The 20,327-nt window shown below is 57.4% G+C and carries 13 protein-coding genes and 1 pseudogene; 12 read left to right on the forward strand and 2 right to left on the reverse strand.

Translation table 11 applies throughout. The features are described 5' to 3' along the window. Positions 1–483: 483 nt before the first annotated feature. Entirely contained in the window at positions 484–1,257 is a 774-nt protein-coding gene (locus IVB36_RS06220) for a GntR family transcriptional regulator (protein WP_247390938.1), read from the reverse strand. A 925-nt stretch (positions 1,258–2,182) separates the two neighbouring features. Between IVB36_RS06220 and IVB36_RS06225 the strand changes: the two genes are divergently transcribed. The 12 genes from IVB36_RS06225 (at position 2,183) to IVB36_RS06280 (ending at position 19,661) form a co-directional block, all read left to right on the forward strand. Next, a complete protein-coding gene (locus IVB36_RS06225) occupies positions 2,183–2,944 on the forward strand; it encodes an SDR family oxidoreductase (protein ID WP_026233551.1) in 762 nt (253 codons plus the stop codon). Positions 2,945–2,972: 28 nt separating this feature from the next. Beyond that, positions 2,973–3,392: a RidA family protein gene (locus tag IVB36_RS06230; protein WP_256467230.1), complete on the forward strand. Its 420-nt coding sequence runs from the start codon at positions 2,973–2,975 to the stop codon at positions 3,390–3,392. Positions 3,393–4,413: 1,021 nt separating this feature from the next. Beyond that, entirely contained in the window at positions 4,414–4,881 is a 468-nt protein-coding gene (locus IVB36_RS06235) for a flavin reductase family protein (protein ID WP_247390963.1), read from the forward strand. 45 nt (positions 4,882–4,926) lie between these two features. Beyond that, entirely contained in the window at positions 4,927–6,012 is a 1,086-nt protein-coding gene (locus IVB36_RS06240) for an LLM class flavin-dependent oxidoreductase (protein WP_018458297.1), read from the forward strand. 509 nt (positions 6,013–6,521) lie between these two features. After that, complete coding sequence (locus IVB36_RS06245) at positions 6,522–8,186, forward strand: ABC transporter substrate-binding protein (protein WP_247390940.1); 1,665 nt, start codon at positions 6,522–6,524, stop codon at positions 8,184–8,186. Between the two features lie 71 nt (positions 8,187–8,257). After that, the gene (locus IVB36_RS06250) at positions 8,258–9,205 is read left to right on the forward strand and encodes an ABC transporter permease (protein ID WP_247390942.1); all 948 of its coding nucleotides are present in this window, start codon (positions 8,258–8,260) and stop codon (positions 9,203–9,205) included. Position 9,206: 1 nt separating this feature from the next. Continuing rightward, entirely contained in the window at positions 9,207–10,058 is an 852-nt protein-coding gene (locus IVB36_RS06255; protein ID WP_247390944.1) for an ABC transporter permease, read from the forward strand. Further along, complete coding sequence (locus IVB36_RS06260) at positions 10,051–12,090, forward strand: ABC transporter ATP-binding protein (RefSeq protein ID WP_247390946.1); 2,040 nt, start codon at positions 10,051–10,053, stop codon at positions 12,088–12,090. Before IVB36_RS06255 ends, IVB36_RS06260 begins: the two co-directional genes overlap by 8 nt. A gap of 124 nt (positions 12,091–12,214) precedes the next feature. Then, entirely contained in the window at positions 12,215–13,456 is a 1,242-nt protein-coding gene (locus IVB36_RS06265; RefSeq protein WP_247390947.1) for a serine hydrolase, read from the forward strand. Between the two features lie 342 nt (positions 13,457–13,798). Beyond that, on the forward strand, positions 13,799–15,286 hold the full coding sequence (locus IVB36_RS06270; RefSeq protein WP_247390949.1) for an AMP-binding protein: 1,488 nt from the start codon (positions 13,799–13,801) through the stop codon (positions 15,284–15,286). 156 nt (positions 15,287–15,442) lie between these two features. Further along, on the forward strand, positions 15,443–16,306 hold the full coding sequence (locus tag IVB36_RS06275; protein WP_018458304.1) for an SDR family NAD(P)-dependent oxidoreductase: 864 nt from the start codon (positions 15,443–15,445) through the stop codon (positions 16,304–16,306). Positions 16,307–19,436: 3,130 nt separating this feature from the next. Then, positions 19,437–19,661 carry a hypothetical protein gene (locus tag IVB36_RS06280; protein ID WP_083926545.1) on the forward strand — a complete coding sequence of 75 codons (225 nt, stop codon included), beginning with the start codon at positions 19,437–19,439 and terminating at the stop codon, positions 19,659–19,661. A 414-nt stretch (positions 19,662–20,075) separates the two neighbouring features. Here IVB36_RS06280 and IVB36_RS06285 read toward each other — a convergent pair. Next, positions 20,076–20,327, reverse strand: a pseudogene (locus tag IVB36_RS06285) (plasmid pRiA4b ORF-3 family protein); the annotation flags it as partial.

Here is a 20,327-nt window from a genome sequence, read left to right on the forward strand (position 1 = left end):
GATCATCGTCTGCCATCACAAGGTGTCCACCTATTTTGGTGGACACCTCATGCATCAGAGCACTCAAAAGCAAAAGGTGCAGGGAAATTCGCGCTTACGCTCAATTTGGCTCGATCACTAGCGCTCTACCAGCGGATCGAAGCTGGAGCTGAGGTTCACCGGCTCCTGAGAACACGGTGCGCGCGCGCCCAACCCTTCAGGCCAATCACTTGATCGGCAACGCGCGGTACGCCAACCTGGCGCTCGCTGGCGACCGGCGCTCGCTTCAGCAAACGTTCAAGTTGTCACTGCAACGAACATCGCGGAGAACCGTGAGCTCAGCGTCGATGCTTCTGACGACCTGCTGTAGGGCCAGTCGTCGCATTAGCCAGCATATTTCGAGACTACTCGCCCTGGCAGTCACCAATACTGGGGTAGTCAACTACACCGCTTGGATAATGGCCCAACAATAGCTGCTACCAAAGGATGTTCCTCGACCAACCGCTAGGCGTCGACAGCTTTGGTGCGCCGCAAGGGGGTGCGGCTGCTGTCGAAACCCTTAGCTCGTGCGGCGCCATCGGCCTCAGTGCCAGCAACCAATGCCAGATATCTGTCGAGAGCCTTCTGAAATTTCGCGCTCCATATCTTTTGCGCTTCGTCGCGTCTTCCGTGCCGGATCGCTTTGTACAGCCGCATAATGTACCTTTGGGCGTCCCCTTTGCGATCGGTGTAGACGACGGAAAAGAAATTGTTGAATCGCCTGATGTCACCGGTCAGTTCCGAAAAATAGCGCATCGTTCTTTGAAGGCCCGTCGCGTCTACGATGGCTTGCTGAAATTCAAGATCAGTCTTCACTGACTCTGCTTGATCCTCAAATTCGGAGGATTTCAGGGCATTTTGTGCGAGCTTTTCTATCTTTTTCAATGCCTTATCGGAAATTTGCTTTGGATGAGCGAAGATATGATCAAGCGCTAACCTGCCCATGGCCATTCGAAGATTATATACTTCGGCGATACTGTCCGCGTCGACTGCGGTCACCGATGCACCTCTATTCAGCTTTATTTCAACAAATCCTTCTCGCGCCAAAAGCCGTAGAGCCTCGCGGACTGGATGGCGGGAGATATTCAGCATTTCGATCAGTTGCTGTTCAACAAGCCGATGGCCGGGCTTGAAATGCCCGGTGATTATAGCATTGCGGATCTGCTCTGCCGCAAATTGAGTGCTTTCAATACGGGTCATTTGACCCAGTACAGCACTATTCCCATGTCTAGCTCGCATCGAGTTCTCCTCGTGACCCTATAGAGGATACGTACACGGGAATCTCATTGTATACTATATACAGGGGGCGATGAAACACGAAAGAAGCGCTGCCGTTCGATGGTCCGCACCGCGGATCCACTCTACGCCTCGAACGACACACGGCACTGGCGCCGGATCAAACGCTCGAGTGATCTCCGAGAAGCGCGCGGTGCGACGCACCCCGGCAAAACTTAAGATCTCAAAAGCCGGTCTGAATTCGCCTAAGCTCCTGCACCTTTTCGCTCAACCTGAATACGACGCAGAGCTGTAGCTGAGGTGTGCCTACGGAACCGTGTCAACGTTCAGCAGTCGGTTCCTGTCGCGCTCGGCGATTCCGCTCACGCGCAATTAGCAAGGCTGCACGAGAAAGCAGTTCGCGAACTCATCCGGGATTGCGGATACGCCGCGAGAGTTTTGGATTGCTGCGAGGCATCGAAGCGATCGTGCGTGGCAGGAGCAGGCAAGTCGGCCGAATGGTCAGTATCAAGCCTCCCGAGCTCGGCCGTGCTCCGCTGCCGGTGCATCGTACTGAGTGATCTCTTCCTGAATACAAATTTTCGTACCGGTGCAGAGTTCGCGGACGTCGCGCGTCGGCAATCCTTACACAAACGCATGAACAACGGGATTCTGTTGACGGATTGTAGATAATCAGTAATCTATGCCAGCATGGCTGCCGCCACTGTTTCCGGCGTCCTGAAATCGTGGTCGTGCTCGCTATTGCTTCGCGACGTCAGTTACTCCGCTGATGTTGGCGGCAACTTTCGTTCTCGTATGAGTGAACAAAGACCAGCTTGATCAGCGGCCCCGCGAAAGATCAGAGGCGCTTTCATCAAAGACGAGGTGCTCGAAAGTCCATCGCAAGAGCAAACCACGAGAAGATATACCAACACGGAAAGGTGCAAGGATGAGATCGTATAACTTAACGGGGAAGACTGCGCTTGTAACCGGAGGGGGCTCCGGGATCGGCCTTGAAGCCGCGCGCCTTATGGCGGAAGCCGGTGCTAAGGTCGCAATTAATTACTTGCCATCCGACAACCGTGGCGAAGCCGCGTTAGCGGACCTTAAACGGGCAGGGCTGGCAGTGATTGGCGCGCCTGGCGATGTGGGAGATGCCGATGATGCGCCAAGAATGGTATCGAAGGCCATCGACAGCCTTGGGCGCTTGGACCTCCTGCTGAACAATGCTGGGACCCCCGGTCGCAATACACCGGTGCCGATTGCGGACCTCGATCAGCTTACAGAGGAGCTCTGGGCGACTTTGCTGGGCGTGAATCTCATGGGCGTGTTTCGGTGCGCCAAAGCGGCTGCACCGGCGCTTAAATCAGCAAAGGGAGCAATCGTGAACACGGCATCCGTTGCTGGCTATGGAGGAATCGCCAGCACGATCCCATACAGCGTATCTAAGGCCGGGGTGATAAATCTAACCAAGAACTTGGCAAACGCGTTGGCTCCCGACGTTCGTGTCAACGCTGTCGCGCCCGGCACGGTCGATAGTTCCTGGGCGATGAAGCGGGAGGAGGAGCGTCATGAGGCCGTGGTCGCTAGAACGCCCTTGAGAAAAGTTTGTACAACCACAGATGTCGCAGAATTGATGATCTTTCTCGGTTTTTCCGGCAGCATGATCACGGGCCAAACAGTGATCATTGACGGCGGCGCGCACAGCTAATTTCATCCCTTGCAGAATGGAAACTGACATGGAAATCGTAAAGCTAAGATCTGGCAGCATCTTGGAAGAGCGACTCGCTTACTCTCGAATCGTCGCGGTTGACAATTGGATATTCATGTCTCTCACGGCCGGAAGAGATTATAAGACACGTAGGATGCCAGACACGGCCTTGGAACAGGCTAAGCTGGCAATGAAGAATGTTGAAGGTGCGCTTGAGGCGGTCGGCAGCGGACTGTCAGACATTGTTCGCCGTCGTATCATCGTTCCCCGGCAAGAAGATGTTGCGGAAGTAATGTCTTATATCGGTGAGAAATTCCGCAATATCAATCCGGCAAGTACGCTCAGTTGTGGGCCGCTAGGCGGGCCTGAATACCTTTTTGAAATCGAAGTCACGGCCTACCGCGGCGCAGGCAGCCTACCGACGAGAAATCTCACGATTGCGCTTTGACCGGCCAACCAAGCGTCCCATACGAGCGGAGCCGGCCGAGTCTTTTCTCCAAGTCTTGGGTGGGAGCGCGAGTCTATATCGAAGGTGAGAAGAACGGGGATTACGCAAGCGGCCCGCGGCTTCACTATCAGCGTAAGTGAAGTCGGCTAGGAACTGCGCGACCCATCGTATGGGATCAAGGGTGCTTCCTTCGCGCGCCATTTGCAATGAGGAAGCCGTCACACCGTTTGATCGCGAGCTCATAGCCGGCTCAGAAGCAACATTGAGCCGGATCTCACATGCTCGCGCCTGGCGTTTCGGCAGACGTTTGCTACACGACCGTTTTGCTGGTGAAGACGCAGCGATGCGAGGGTTGGGAGTTGCGTGGTCGGTATGGCGGGCAGCAGCCACGTCAGCCTTAGGACCACGTGACCTGATCGGGCTTTATGAACAGCCCTTCAAGACAGGAGGGTGGGCTTCTCGCAGCTACTTTGATACGAGTGCTAAGCGCAGATCGACCACGGTTCTGTTCTCGTACCACAACCACGGAGTATATCTATGACATGACTTTTGGATCGCGCGACCAAGCCAGTATGGCGGGTCGTGGTCGAGTAGTGGGCTGTCCAGCGCGCCCGGTACATGACGCTGGAAACCATCGCGCCGCTGAGCGATGATCCGACCGTGAGCCTTTCGGCCTTCGCCAGCTGACCAGCCCGGTGACTCGCAGCCAGCTACACCGCGCCAGGGGCACGATCCAATCGCCAATTGCGGCCGAACGTCAATATCGCCCGAGATCGCCTCCCCCGACCTGCACGAGCGAGAAGGAAGGGCGCGACAAAGCGCGTCCGGACTGGCCGCTTGCGGCTAACAGATCTTTCCCGGACTCCGGCTTGACGGTGCCGAAGTCCGGACTCCCGACGGCGAGACAACGGTCGCGCGATAGGAGGTTTCGTGTTGACTGATTGTAGATGATCTGCAATTCTGACGGAAAGGAAAGCAGATGCTTGGTCAGGATCAGAGAGTTGATCGGTTCCGGCAGTCTATGCGTAGGCTTGCATCAACTGTTTGCGTCTTGTCTTGCAAGCGGGCTCGGGCTCGCTATGGCATCACGGTGACGTCGGTCACTCCGCTGAGTTTTGCGCCGATTTCGATCATCGTGTGCGTCAACAAGAGCGCCTCGATCAGCGGTCCTCTTAAGGATGAGAGACGCTTTTCCATCAACGTCCTGACGGCATCGCAGATGGACGTGTCCCAGTCGTTCAGTGGGGTGGTGCCGCCGGAGGAGCGCTTCAATGTCGGTGGTTGGCTTGAGCAGGATGGGATTCCTTACCTCCCGAACGCGCAGGCGACACTGTTCTGCGAAATGGATCAGGCTATTTCATACGCTACCCACGACATCATCATAGGACGAGTATTCGACGTCCAATTCGATCGCATCATTGCGCCTCTTATCTATCAGAACGGCACTTACGCGCTTGCGGCCCCTCTCATGCTTCAAGGGACCAGCTAACAGAGTAGCGGCAGCGTCAGATCATCACAAAAGAAGGGTAAGTGCATGCAACTCGGTCTGTTCAACCTTATGACGCTTCGCGATCACCCGGATGGTGCAAGCGGCGTCATGCGCGACACCCGCAAGATGGTAGAAGCCGCGGAAGAACTGGGCTTTGATATTGCATGGTTCGCTGAACATCACTTCGCAAATTACTCCAGCTCTCCATCTCCACTGATGATGTGCGCCTATGCGGCTGGCTGGACTAGGTCGATAAAGCTTGGCCCGGCCGTTATCGTGCTTCCGCTTTACAATCCACTTCGTCTTGCGCAGGAAATAGCTGTTGCGGATATTCAAACCGAAGGCCGTCTCGCGCTCGGGCTTGGCACTGGCTATCAGCGGTACGAGTTCGATCGTTACAAAATTGAGCTAGACGATCGCGTCGATGTATTCCTCGAATACTGGGACGTGATTGAAAACGCGCTTGTCAATGGTGAGGTCGAATATGATGGCAAGTACATTTCGCTACCAAAAACGCAATTCGCCATCAGCACTACTCAGAAGCCGCTCCCCCCAATTTTCGTCACTTCGTCCCACCCTAAATTGCTAAACCGTTTCAAGAAATGGAGAGCGGTGCCGTTCTTGGCTGCCAGCACGCTCGGTTCGCCGATTCTTTACAAGATGGTGGATGGCCTCAACGATGCCTGGAGCTCAATAGGAGAGAGACCCTCGACCAAGCCGCTTGCGATCATGCAGTACGTTGGAATTACTGATAGCCGTCGCGAGTCGCTCGAAGTGGCGGATCGCGCGCGTTACGTCGGGCGCATGGCTCACCATCTTCGAAAGGCGGAGATTCCGTTAGACAGAAGGGGCTACATCCGAGACGAGCCATACTCGGGTGAATACACCCTAGATGAATATGCAGAGAAGACTGTCGTCGGAGATCCACACACCGTCGCCGAAAAGATGGTAGCGGACATAACACGGCTCAATCCGACTAATTACACCTGCAATTTCTCGTTCGGATGTATGCCTCTCGATAGAGCATATAAATCAATCGTGCGTTTCAAGACTGAAGTCGTGCCGCTCATTGAAAAAGAACTGGGGCCGATCGCTTCGATCGGCTCAAGAAGCGGCTCGGTGAGTGTCTAAGTGGAAATGGGCGTCGGACCTCTTAGCCTTGCGAGCCCTTTGTAAGGAGCCAGCGCATGAAGAGCAGAGCGCAAAGGGCGCGGCGTTCGAAAGCGCTAGCTGGCCGGATAGCTTTGGCGTGAACAACAGCGCAGTTCGCATCCGCTCTGAGCGTGAGAGGGGGCATCAATGGGGACGGCGGGCGGCCGCCGAGACCTTTCGCTCGCACCAGCATAGCGCTGTGCGGTCGGAGCGAAGCCCCAGCTAGGCGCATTCGCAGCTTGGGAAAAGAACTGCAGCCAAAAGATTTGTCTTGCGTCATGTAACAGAAATAATATGGTTCATTTATGCCATTGACGCGTAACAAAATGGTCAATTGTGACGGTCGAATGTACTAGAAATACCCCGGACACTAACCGGGACGCTTAATGTCTCAATTGCGGCTCGCTCGCACTCAACTGCCGCGGCATATGCAGGTGCCGTCTTTGGCTCTGGCGCGAGATTATTACCTGCATGAAAGGGGAACTTGAATGTCACGTCAGCCTCGCTTGCTCGATGATCTCCGTTCCAATCTCACCTCGCTCGAGAACCACCTTGTTGATGGGCATATCGACGGCCGCGTAAGCCGCCGAGACTTTTTACGGCATGGCAGCGTGCTTGGATTGTCCCTGCCGTTTCTCGCGCAGGTTACAATGGTGGCGGGCTACAGTGCTGCTCCATCGGTCGCCCGGGCCGCCGCTCAGCCCGGGGCTACGATCCGCATCGCTTGTGCATCACCGAAGCAAGCGATTGACCCGGTCAGAGGGGGCACCCCCGGATGTTTTCTCTTGACCCAACAGGTCGGTGAATTTCTCTGCGTTCCCGGGCCTGATCTGATTCTGAAGCCCTCCCTCGCGACAAGCTGGAAGCCCAATCAGGACGGCAGCGCCTGGACCTTTTCTCTGCGCAAGGGCGTCAAGTTCCATTCCGGCGGCGAGATGAAGGCGGACGACGTCGTCGCGACCATGGATCGACTAATCAATCCCGAAAATACTTCGAACGCGCTCACGGTATTCAGGGGTGTTTTGTCGCAAGGAGCTATCCGAAAGGTGGATGACTACACGGTCGAATTCCATCTCGACGGTCCCAATGGCAACTTTCCCTATTTGGTTTCGTCCGACAATTACAATGCCATCATCCTGCCGGCCAGCTATTCCGGAAACTTCGAGGACACTTGGGACGGCACTGGCCCCTTCAAGATCGACAGGTTCACTCGTAATGTCGGTGTGAGCTTTGTTCGAAATGACGACTACTGGGGGCCGAAGGCGCTTCCCGCAAAAACAGAATTTCTGTTCTTCGAGGACATCCAGCCGCAAATCCTCGCGCTCCAGGCTGGACAGGTTGATATGATCAACAAGATTCCCGCGCTTGCAGGAATAGCCTTGCTCAGCAATCCGGCTGTTGAAATAATCAACATCAAGTCTTCCGCAAACCAGTTGGTTGCCATGAAGTGCGATGCGGGTCCATTTAAAGACCCTCGCGTTCGCCGGGCTGTCGCGCTTTGTCTAGATCGGGAGAAACTGGTCAAAGGGTTGATGAAGGGCTATGCCGCAGTTGGCAATGACACTCCCTTTGCTTCAATCTACCCCTCCGCCGACCCGACTGTCCCGCAGCGTAGGCAAGACATTGCGCAAGCCAAAGAATTGATGAAGGCGGCGGGAATGGAGAAGGGCTTTCAGGTGACGCTCTCGACTTCGCGTTATCTTGAAATTCCTGAGTATGCCCAGCTCATCCAAGGCTGGGTCAAACAGATCGGCATCGACCTTAAACTGGATATCATGGACTACATGTCCTTTTACGGCCAGTTTGTCCCCGGTCAGTCTCCTTTTTTCGATGCAGTGCTGGGCATCGACGACTATGTCCACCGTGGCGTTCCGAATTTTCATCTCTCGGCTCTACTGAAGAGCGATGGCGTCTGGAATACGGCGCGGTTCAACAACAAAGAGTATGATGCCTTAGCAAAGAGCTACGTCGCCTCCCTTGATTTAGAGGCGCAGCGAGCAGTCTCAGGCAAAATCCAACGGCTTGTCCTTGAAGAGACTCCGTACCTTTGGAGCTACTTCTACGACCAGCTGACCGCGACGAAGAAAGGTCTTGTCGGCGTTCAGCCAACGGCCGTTGGGCATCTGTTCCTGCAGAACGCCGGGATGGCTTAGTAGCGAGCGGGTAGGCGGGGCGTTAGCAGCCTCGCCTACCGAGTCGTCACGGCGGTGTGTGAAAGAGATCTATGAAGCGCTTCCTTGCTCAACGGTTCAGTTATGCGTTTATAACGCTTTTCGTGCTGAGCCTCCTGGTGTTCTTCGGCGGCCAAGTGTTGCCCGGTGACGTAGGGCGGGCGATCCTTGGGCCATTGGCGGATCAGCAAGCCGTCGACGCGCTGAACCACCAGCTCGGTGTGGATAGGCCGCTGCTTGTTCAGTACGGCGCTTGGATTTGGAACGTTCTGCAGGGGGACATGGGGCGATCCTACGCCTATTCCGCCCCGGTCGCCCCTATCGTACTCACCGCGTTTGGGCATTCGCTCAAACTTGCGGCCGTGGTTTATCTGCTCGTTGTCCCACTGGGGATTCTTGGCGGAGTAGTAGCTGCGCTGAATGTAAACCGGCCAATCGACCGCATTATCGGCTTAGGGGGCATGTCCGCGACCGTTCTACCGGAGTTCGTCACTGGCATCGTGCTGATATTGATCTTCGCCGTGTGGCTAGGTTGGCTGCCGATCTCAGCGACCTGGCCTCCTGACGCCGGAATCCTGACGCAGATACATTACCTGATACTTCCCGCAATGCCGCTAGTTTTCGTGCTCTTTGGCTATATCGCCCGCATGGCTCGCGCTGGAATGATTGAAGCGCTGGATTCTGATTATACCCGAACCGCCGTACTAAAGGGCCTAACGTGGCCACAGGTGATCTGGCGCCATGTGTTGCGGAACGCGCTGTTACCGACGATCACAGTCATCGCCACTGAAGCCGGTTATCTGGTGGGCGGCCTTTTGGTGGTGGAGATCTTGTTCCGTTATCAGGGCATCGGCTTACTTATCTTCTCTGCAGCCCAGAGCAAGGATTTCCCGATGCTTGAGGCGGGTGTGCTGGTGGCCGGTGCAGTCTTGGTCCTGTCAACCGTTCTCGCAGATTTGTTGTATTCCCTGCTTAATCCCCGCATCCGAATAGGGGGCTGAAATGGCCGATGTCAGTACTTCGTTAAGTCTCCGGCGAGGGGTCGGTGCCGCGCTATTAAGTTCGGGCGAGTTCTTGTTCGGCTCTGCCGTTCTGACCTTCTGGATCATATGCGCACTATTGGGACCTCATTTCGTGCCCTACGACCCTCTCGCCGGGGACGTGCTGAACGCTCTAGCGCCTCCGTCCGCCGACAATTGGTTCGGCACTGATCAGCTTGGGCGTGACGTTTTTTCTCGTGTCATAATCGGCTCGCGCGACATTCTCACCATCGCCCCTCTGGCGACATTCCTCGCCACGATCTTGGGAACTGCTATTGGTTTACTTACGGGCTATGTGCGGGGAGTGATTGATGACATCATCTCCCGCCTGCTGGAGGCGGTGCTGGCGCTCCCATCGATCATTGTGGTTTTGTTGGCGATCGTAGCCTTGGGTAAATCTGAAACTACCGTGATCATGGTTATCGCCCTTTCGTTCGCCCCGCGTATTGCCCGCACCGTCCGAGCCGCCGTACTTTCGGAACGCGAATTGGACTATGTCGCTGCAGCGACGCTGCGCCGCGAATCAGGAGTGCACATAGTCTTTATTGAAATCCTACCTAACATTCTTCCGCCTATCCTCGTCGAAGCCACAGTACGTCTTGGTTATGCGATCTTTGCAGTGGCTACCCTGAGCTTCATTGGCTTCGGGCTGCAGCCTCCCTCGCCGGATTGGGGACTGTCGATCTCGACAAATTACGCGATGATCGGTGCTGGCTACTGGTGGGCGGTCCTATTTGACGCAATGGCGATCGCCAGCCTTGTCATCGCGGTGAATTTGGTAGCAGACGGGCTCCATGGGGCAATTCATGACTAATCACGCCCTCTGTTTGGATCAGCTTTCCGTCGCCTATCGATCCGGCGGCCGAGATCGCGCAGTACTGCGCGACATCACTCTTAAGATTGCTCGTGGTGAGGCGTACGGCCTCGTCGGCGAGTCCGGTTGCGGGAAGTCGACGGTGGCGCTGGCAACCGTGCGCTATCTATCCCGCAATGGCAAGGTAACCGGGGGCAAGATCTTCCTCGACGGAGCGGACGCAATGGAGCTCGATACGAGGGCTCTACGGAGACTACGAGCGAGAACAGTCTCTATGGTTTACCAAGATCCCGGCAAGGCGCTGAATCCAACAATGAAGGTGGGGCGGCAGTTGGTCGAGGTTTTCGAGCTCGCGGGCTTGCCCCCGCAAGAGCGGGAGGCTCGTGCGCTCGAAATGCTCGCCAAAGTCCGTATCGCCGATCCGACCTCAGTGATGCAACGCTACCCACACCAGCTTTCCGGCGGAATGCAGCAACGGGTCGGGATAGCCATGGCGCTGGCGAGCCATCCGACGATGCTTATTCTTGATGAGCCCACTACCGGTCTTGATGCCACGGTAGAGGCCGAGGTTCTCGAACTCGTAAGCGATCTTCGGCGCGAACTCGGCACGTCGATCCTGTTCATCAGCCATAATCTTGCGGTAGTGGCGAAGATGTGCGACCGCGTGGGCGTTCTTTACGCGGGAATTTTGGTCGAAGAAGGGCCTACTCGTGAGGTGCTGAGTGCGCCGCGTCATCCCTACACTGTAGCCCTGCTGCGGTGTTTGCCCCGGGCCGGGCAACGTAAGGACCATCGGAGGCTGGATACTATTCCAGGCTTCCTGCCCACGCCCGGTGCGTCGATCAGTGGTTGCCCCTTCGCCGAGCGGTGTGCTCTCGCCGATGACCATTGCCGGACCAAAATTCCGGATCTGCAAGATAATGGAAGTGGCCGGCTCGTGCGTTGCCATTACCCAGATCGGGCAGCGGATCTTCCCCGCAGCACTGCCCCGGATGCGGTACTAGCGAAAGCGAGGGCGGGTGCGGAGCCGGTGCTTCGGGTAAGCAATGTTTCGAAGACTTTTGGCCAAGGCGAGCATGCGATCCGCGCCGTGGTGGATGTCTCTCTTAACCTGCAGCCAGGAGAGACGCTCGGGCTAGTGGGCGAGTCGGGCTCTGGCAAGACTACGCTGGCTCGCATGCTTCTGGGCTTAGTGTCGCCTGATCCCGGCGGGACTCTTGAGCTTGATGGCAAGCCCCTTGCTTCAACCCTTGAGCGACGGCGAGATGAGCAGGTCAAGTCAGTCCAGATCATCTTCCAGAATCCGGACTCGGCGCTCAACCGTTCTCATTCCGTCGAGCACATTATTGGTCGGGCGTTGCGGAAGCTTGGTGGATTTCGCGGCGCCGATCTGTCTAATCGTCTTCGAGCGCTCGTTGCAGCTGTCCGCCTGGCTCCCCAACATTTGTCTCTCAGGCCGCGCCAGCTATCAGGTGGCCTGAAGCAGCGAGTGGCCATTGCACGAAGCTTCGCGGGCGCCCCTCGAGTGGTAGTCTGTGACGAACCTACTTCATCACTTGACGTGTCGGTTCAGGCAGCGATCTTGAACCTACTGGCTGAGCTCCAGGCGGCCCAAACTGTGAGTTACATTTTCATTTCTCACGATCTTGGCGTGGTGCGCTATCTTTCCGATCGAATTGCGGTGCTCTATCTTGGGCGCCTCATGGAGGTAGGACCTTCGGAGCGTGTATTCGCAGGACCAAGCCATCCTTACACCGAGGCACTTCTATCCGCCGCTCCCAACCTTGAAGGTATCCGCAAACGCATCCGCCTGACAGGCGAGATTCCTTCCGCAGCCAATCCGCCGCCCGGTTGCGTTTTCCAGACTCGATGCCCCCGTAAGCTCGGGACTGTCTGTGAGACCAGCGAGCCGCCGCTGGTCGAAGCGGAGGTTGGGCATATCATCCGTTGTCATATCGCACCCGCAGAGCTCGCGTCCCTCCAAAGGGAAACAAAGCGCCTGGCAGACGCCACAGCGGATGCTGCTTCTTGATAAGATCAGCCGCGATTAGCGGATACCAGCGAAATAGCGTGTGACCAACATAGGCCTCCAAGGGGTGGCCTAGCGCTGAATGTTTTGGCCATAACAGAACAACTGCAACAATTGAGGTGAACCGATGGGCATGCTTGAATTTGAGGGGAAGGGCTATCCCGACGGCCGTGATTCCGATCCTCGGGAATTCGGCTGGATGCATGGCGCGCCGCCGCCCCCCGATAAACGGATAACTTTCGAGAGCGGCCGCTTCCTCCATTTTCCGCAGATCCGCTGGTCGCTGTCTCACATGCGCGAGCTTGCCGCGACAGCCAATGTGGAGCGCGGGCAGCCCGCGCCGTTCGAGCGTAGGGACAGAGCCGCCGACATCGACGCGCTCACCTTCGTGGACATGAACGGCCGCGCCCGCAGATTCGAAGATGCGCTCTATGACAGTTACGCCGACGGGCTCGTGGTGCTGCATCGCGGGCGGATCGTGTACGAGCGCTACTTCGGCGCGCTCGAACCGCACCTGCCCCATTCGTGCTTTTCGGTCACGAAGTCGTTTGCGGGCACATTGACCGCAGCCTTTGTGCATGAAGGCGTTCTCGATGACACAAAGACGATCCCGCATTACCTGCCGGAGCTGGGTAGCTCCGCTTGGAAGGACGCCACCCTGCGTCAAGTGATGGATATGGAAACCGGTCTGGCATACACGGAAGACTACGTCGACGAGAACTCCGGCGTGAGCGCGTACGGGCGCTCCTTTGGTTGGCGGCCGGTCGGCTATGACGGGCCGAAGACCATGTGTGACTACCTGCGCACGGTGGGTAAAGAAGGCGCGCACGGCGAAAAGTTCGCCTATAAAACAGTCAACACAGAAGTGATGGCCTGGGTGATGGCGCGCGTGACAGGCCGCTCCTTCGCCGAACTGCTTCATGAACGCCTCTGGGTACCGCTCGGCTGCGAGCAGGATGCTTACATCAGGATCGATCCAGCAGGGATGCAGTCGGCCGGAGGTGGGCTGAGCGCAGCGCTGCGCGACGTGGCGCGATTCGGCGAGTTGATGCGGTGCAAAGGTGACTGGAAGGGGAAGCAACTCATTCCGGAGTCCGTCGTAGACGACGTGCAAAAGGGCGGGAACCAGTCGCGGTTCTCAAAGGGCGCCCCCGGAATGCCAAAATACTCATACCGCAGCATGTGGTGGGTGACGCATAACGAGCTGGACGCCTTCGAAGGCCGCGGCATCCATGGCCAGCGCCTGTATGTCGCGCCAAAGGCTGACATGGTGGTCGCTCGTTTCGCCTCGCACCCCGTAGCGTCTTCGATGAACGACAAGATAACCCTTCCCCAGATGCTGGCGCTTGGGAAGATGCTGCGCGAATAGTAGGGCATTCTGCGCCGAGCCGCTTGCGCGGCGCTTAGCAGGGGCGGCCGCATTTGCGGCCGACATTTGCCACGCGTATGCGACCCGGCTACGCGGAGCGAATTGCCTCGCTTAAGCTTCGTTCTAGTCGCCCAGCCACAGTCACGGGACTCCGCGAATGCCGTTCAGGCTGGCCAGGCTGGCAGTGGGCAAGAATGACGATTTATTTTCGCGCTAAAGCGAACAAACTCGGGGATTTTGTTCCCGCGCGTAGCGTAACTCTTCTGCGAATCTGGTGCCGACCTCTTGTTTGGTTCTAGTGAACGCAGCGTGGATCCCAGCAACAAACGTTTGTAGGCTAAAATGAGCCAAGAGATCATCGCACTAGGCGAGAAGCTTTCCCGGCAAGCCCAGACTACGCCCAATGCGCCGGCGGTTAGTTGCGGTGAGACCACTCTCACCTGGAGCCAACTGGAGGCTCGCACCAACCGCATCGCCCGGGCTTTGGAGGGGCTGAGCGTCCAACTGGGGGACCTGGTCACCATCGGCCTACCGAATGGCGTTGAGTTCATCGAGGCCTGCTGGGCTGTCTGGAAACTGGGTGCGACGCCGCAGCCGGTATCTTTCCGACTACCGAATACGGAACTGTGCGCGATCATCGACCTCGCCAATCCGGCAGTGGTGATCGCATTGCCTGGCATGGAAGCTGGCCGACGCCGTTTCACCGTTGAGGATCTGCTCGCGCTTTGCGAGGATGACCAGCCGTTTAACTCACGCGTGGCCCCAGTATTGAAGGCCGTAACCTCGGGCGGCTCGACAGGACGGCCCAAGCTGATCCTGTCCGGCTCGCGTGGAGTAACACAGGCGCAGCCGGCCGATGGCCCAAGTTTTTGGCGTTTCGGCCCTGGCGACACTGCGCTTATTCCTGGGCCGCTCTATCACAATGGCCCTTTCGGGTGCGCGCTCGACGCCTTAACTCACGACGCTCATGTTGTGGTAATGCCGCGCTTCGACGCCGAGGGCGTACTGGCGCAGATCCAGCGTCATAGAGCGACTTGGGTCTATCTCGTGCCAACCATGATGAGCCGCATCTGGCGATTGCCGGAAGAGGTGCGAGGTCGATATGATCTCTCGTCGCTGAAGACGCTCTGGCATTTCGCCGCGCCGTGTCCGCCGTGGCTCAAGGAGGCGTTTATCAACTGGCTAGGCCCGGAGGTGATAATGGAGCTCTATGCCGGCTCTGAGAACCAAGCGGGTACCACCATCACCGGGAACGAATGGCTCCTTCACCGCGGCTCGGTCGGGCGCGTGAGCTCGGGTGAAATGAAAGCCTTCGATGCTGATGGAAACGTGCTGTCGCCAGGCGAAATAGGCGAGATCTATATGCGTCGATCGGCGGGATCACCGCCGACGTACAACTACCGGGGCGCCACGGCGCGCACCCTGCCGGGCGGGTGGGAGAGCCTCGGAGACATCGGCTACTTTGACGCAGACGGCTACCTCTTCCTCTCTGACCGTCGTACCGACATGATCTTGGTCGGAGGGTCAAACGTCTATCCGGCAGAGGTCGAAGCCGCGATCGACGAGCTCCCGCAAGTCATATCGAGCGCAGTGGTTGGCCTACCGCATGAGGACATGGGCTCCTCCGTCCACGCCATTGTTCAGGCACGTCCGGGTCTGACAGAGGAGGCGCTACTGGCGCATCTGGCCGAGCGGCTTGTAACCTATAAACTTCCGCGCACGATTGAGTTTGTCGACGAGCCTCTTCGCGATGAAGCAGGCAAGGTGCGGCGAACGCATTTGCGTGACGAACGTATCGCTCGAATGAAGTCCGCGGTCAGCCAAACCTAGTCGCCCCTGCGTGCTATCAAAAGGTGCGCAGGATGGGCGCGAGAGGCAAGTCGTACATCGTGGGTCCGAGAGTCCGGCCAGAGAATTCCGCGCACCATTATGTTTATTCACGCAGGCACATAGGGCTCGCGGTGGTGAGCGTTCAGAGAGGACAAAATGGGATTGTTGGATGGCAAGGTCGCGATCGTTACCGGGGCCGGAGGTGGTCTCGGCGAAGCCTATGCAAACCTATTTGCCAAAGAAGGCGCGGCCGTCGTGGTCAACGACCTTGGCACGACTGTAAATGGTTCCGGGGTGAGTGCTGCTGCTGAGAAGGTGGTGGCCGCAATTGTTGCCGCCGGCGGAAGGGCCGTGTCCAATAGCGACGACGTATCGACGTTGGCGGGTGGGGAGAACATCCTCAGGGCAGCGCTCGATGCCTTCGGTCAAGTCGACATCTTGATCTGCAATGCGGGCATTTTGCGCGATCGGACTTTCGCCAATACCGCGGAGGAGGATTGGGATGCCGTTATGAAGGTTCACCTGAAGGGAACCTACTGCTGCACGCGGCCTGTGTGGACTTGGTTAAAGGACAATCGTCGTCCTGGTGTGATCATTATGACCTCCTCAACCTCTGGGTTGTTTGGAAATTTTGGGCAGGCCAATTATGGGGCGGCGAAGGCCGGCATCTATGGGTTTATGCGCGTGCTATCCATCGAAGGACGCAAGTACGGAATCCGTGTCATGGCCGTGGCCCCCAACGCAGTGACGCGCATGTGGGCACGGATTCCAGGAACGGAGGCGATCGAATCTGATCGCCCCGCTTTGCTTCCCGAGAACGTTGCGCCCGGAGTGCTGTTCATGGCGTCAGATTTAGCGGCCGAGCATTCGGGCAAGGTTCTTGCCGTATCAGGCGAAGAGATCTCCGAAGTGAAGATGTTAACGGCAGAAGGCTTCCGTCCCAAAGGGGCTTACACCGCCTCGGATGTCGCGGCCCACGCGGCTTCAGTATTCTTTCCGACGGACCCCAGCGGCGTTTGAACAACTAGCGCAGTTTAACGGAACCGCGAGAGTAGAAAGGGTCACTCGCCGGATGCGTTCCGGACCGACTCAACGCTGCGATTAATTTGCGAAGGCCACTTCAGCCCGGATGTCATGTGCGGAGCTTCGCGCGTGGTGGCCACCACCATCTGCATCATCATCATCGGCTACCCCACGGCTTACCCGGTCACTATTGTATAGAAGCGCCTGCGCCCGGGTGCTCCCTATAGTCGTCGTCATTCCGCATCTGACATGTCTCTTGGTGTGCACTAATGCTTTGATCGTGATTTACGGCGACCCCAGCCTCATCAGCGATATCCTCCCGATCTGCACCTGATCTGCAGCCCCATTTGCCGCTTACCTACAGCGGCATAGCGGTCCATGTCGGGATAGTGCACATCGTGTTGCCCGCCATCGTGCTCTGTCTTGGCTTCTAAATCACACCAGGGGCTATGGGCGGGTTACGTGAAGTCATGCTGCCGATCCTCATTGCCGCGCAAGTCGCAGCTCCCTTCAAAATGGCATATATTCCAGTTCGGCTTTCACTCTCTTGGCATCGCGCCGGTCGTGCTCTCAATCGTTAGGCTCGATCCTTCTGCGTTCGTCAGCCCGAGCCCGTCGTGCGGCTTGGAGCACCAGACTTCCATCATTCGGCGGTCTGGAAGCCTATCTTGATGAGTTCGCGCGCCTTATGGTGCGAAGCGCTGGATGGCCACGCTCTACCACGTGCGGGGCGAGAGCCCCTGGTGGACAATCGTGGTTGCCGTGTTTATCGGACAATCATGTTCTACCTGCTGTTTCCGAGATTGGTGCTCATTATCATGTACGTCAGCGGGCGCCGGAAGGTCGCCAAGCGCGGGGAGGCCGGCACGTACAGGACCTTCCCGACCTCGCCATAACCGGTGATGCCGCCAAAGTGCACGGATAGCGCCGCGGACGTCAATAGGTTGCGTGGGTGCAAGCAGCTTGCATTGGGGCGCGGCGCGGGAATGGTTTCGTCATAGACGCGGCGAGCCTCTTCGGCATAGACCTCGACGTAAGCGCCACCGATATGTGCTCGCTTAGCGTCTCGGAGAGCGGCTTGCCCTGCTCGGAGGTCAGTGTGACCGCGAGATCTTGACGATTGGCCCAGGACCCGTTCGTACCATTTGCGCAGGATATTCGAGCGTTGCTTGGCTGGGAGCTCAACCTATGCAGGGAACGCTCATCCGGCGCCAACAAACGTTGGCTAGAGCTGCGGCAGTTTGGCGAGTTCGATGCCGGTCGCCGGATGTTTATCGAAAACGCGAGTCGAGCCGACGCAGGCGATCAATGTAGCAGCCACCCTGCGGAAGTGACAGGTCCGTCAAACTAAATCGCAGGTTGGACGAGCGTTGTGTGGATCGCGCGGCGGCGGTTGGGGCAATCGCGTTGCTCCTGCCGGCCCTCAACTCCGCGGAATCAGGTGTGCTCGATTGCGAAAAAAGGCCGCGCGAGACACCGCGCGGCCAAGTCAGGGAGGAAACGCCCCGAAGGGCAGAAGAGCTCAGCAAGTAAATGAACCCGCTGGCCACTCCATGTTGCACGAAACGCCCTAGCATCGTGCAAGCCCACATCGGATACTCATTTACCCGAGGGGATTGGCGGCGTTCGCAGTGATATCTTGCAGTTTTTGTGCGAAGATTTCACCAACCTACGCAGCAACTGCTATCATTTCGCGGTTCTCGCGTGATATTCGCGTTGCGTGGTGTTCATTGACGCCAATCGAACGTGTCGCCGGGTGTACGCGCTCGTATCGCCTGATCGGGTTGCCTTCAGGATTTCGGATCCAATCTCAACAAGTCGGCACTCATTGAATCGCGGCAGAGAAACTTTGCGCTCGGCGATTCCCGGGGCTTTCCGCGACGCGTCCCGAGACCGGTGAACGCGTCCTTCCATCGGCAACTTCGGAGGTCGCGACGTCGGGTTGCAAAGTGATATCGGCCAAAGCTGTTTGATATGCTGCACTTCTTATCATTGCACCGGAAATGCGATTCGATGGAGCTGGAGAGACGGAGACGCAGCGGTGAGACAATCGCAACCCAGCACTATTCGATCGATGACAAGCAGACGGGCTATCGCGCGACAACTTCAGTCGCGCGTTGTCGCTCGGCGCGAAGTGTCGCCGCAGCGGAGAGCGCGGTAACGCACCAAAGCCTCAGGCGGGAGGTTGCATGTGCCTGGCCTGCTCCTAGAACCCCAGAGTTCCCTTCTCGGCGCCGGGAGCAAGCCGTAGTCTCGCCTTGAGACCGCGCTGCGTATTCAAAACGAGTCAGGTCTTGCTCCCGCGCGCTCGAGATCGACGGCACGACTCACGTGTGAGGAGGCTCTCGTCCTCTTTCACGGGCCTTGCGCGCAACAGCGTGCCGGCATCGTTCGCGCGTGCTCGTTCCGACCGCTAGCAGATGTTCTCTAGGCACAAGCGGCCGAACGCGTTGGCTAGGGAACGATCCCTAGCGGCATTGAGGCGGTCGGGAGCGGCTCAATGCCATTCTGGCGCCGGCCGCGCAACGCGAACATGATGGTGACGACCGTCAGCAAGATCAAAAGACGCGCGTTTCGAAGGGTAGCTTGAACAGCCTGATCGAAGTACAAAGCCACTCACCTCGGCTGACGTCCGATAGAGCCGGCCACTGAGAAATCACACGCGGCAGGTGCGAAATGAGCGCCGACTCGATACCGGCTTTATGGACGCAAGACAGCGAATTGGGCTCGGCCGCGTCGAAAAAATGCAATGGCTACTTGAAACTAGCAGAAACAATGCGTCTAGATTGAGTATTGATCTCCAAATCACTCGCTGACGCTCGCGCCGGCCGCTTTCTCTTACGCATTCGAGGGCCTTTATGTACGACTGTGATCATGTCTCAGGCGGCCTGTCGGTGCCGACTGCTCCGGGCATCGCGTTTCTCCGCTCGAGCCTGCTCACATTTGCGATGGTTTAGGGACCTAGATCAGCCTTTCGCCCCTCATGAGTTGGCGAAGTTTCCAATCGCATTTCATGGCGGATCGAGCGGTGAAATGTGTACCGATCAACTTACGCAATACGAGGGGACATATCGGGTAACCCATACTCACTAGCGCGGGAGTATTCGAAAACTAGGGAGACATTCGGATGCCGTATTACTCATTTGATCTCGTAATTGATGGGGAGCACAAGAATCAGGGCGGCCTTATCCTCGAGAATGTTGACCTTGCCGCCGATAGAGCTGACCAGCTTGCGACCGAATTGTCTATTGTACATCCAGAGCTGAAGGCCAAAGGCTGTTCAGTTCGCGTTATCAGTGCTGATGACACCGAAATCTATCGGACGCCGCTCGATCCCATCTCAAGGCGCTAAAACTGAGCTCTCGGTGGCGTACGACGGCTTCGCCAAGGCGGTCACGCCTGGCAGGCTCCTCAATGTACTTCAGACACTACACGCTTCAAAGCGGACCGACGCCTAGCGTTCGCAAAGCAAAGCAGGACATAACTGGCTATTGCTGGACGCCGATCGAACCGAAAGCTGCTTGGCGCGCCGATGCTGCGCGCTTTCGCAGCTTATTAGCCCGGCGGAGCGCTCGTCAGAGACACCGGAGCTCGAGACATAACGATGAATTCCTCCTAAAGGTGAGCATCGGCCGCGCCCTCCGTATTGATCAGCAGAACCCGAGCATCTCGAGCAAGGGCGACGTTGCCCCGAGGGTCTGGTCGGAAGCGACCTTCAGTAAGCCGTAAGCGTCGCTCTGAGGCCCATTTGATTGGTGCTTGACGTCTATTTTGAACGCGTGGTGCGCCGGCGCGGCTTCCATGTGTCGGACAACGCGTTGACGGCGGCCTCGAGGGCCTTCCGGTCGATCACGTTGGGATCGAACCGCTCTGGGCCCCAGCGGCGCATATGTTCGTGCTCCGGATGAGCAGGGTCGCTGATGGCGTCGAGGTATTCGGTATAGCCTGACGCACCGCCGGCATCTTCCGGAGGACAACGGCCGGCGGCCTCGAGCAAGAGGGGAAGTCCCTCCGTTGT

The organism is Bradyrhizobium sp. 35, assembly GCF_023073215.1.
GTDB lineage: Bacteria > Pseudomonadota > Alphaproteobacteria > Rhizobiales > Xanthobacteraceae > Bradyrhizobium > Bradyrhizobium canariense_D.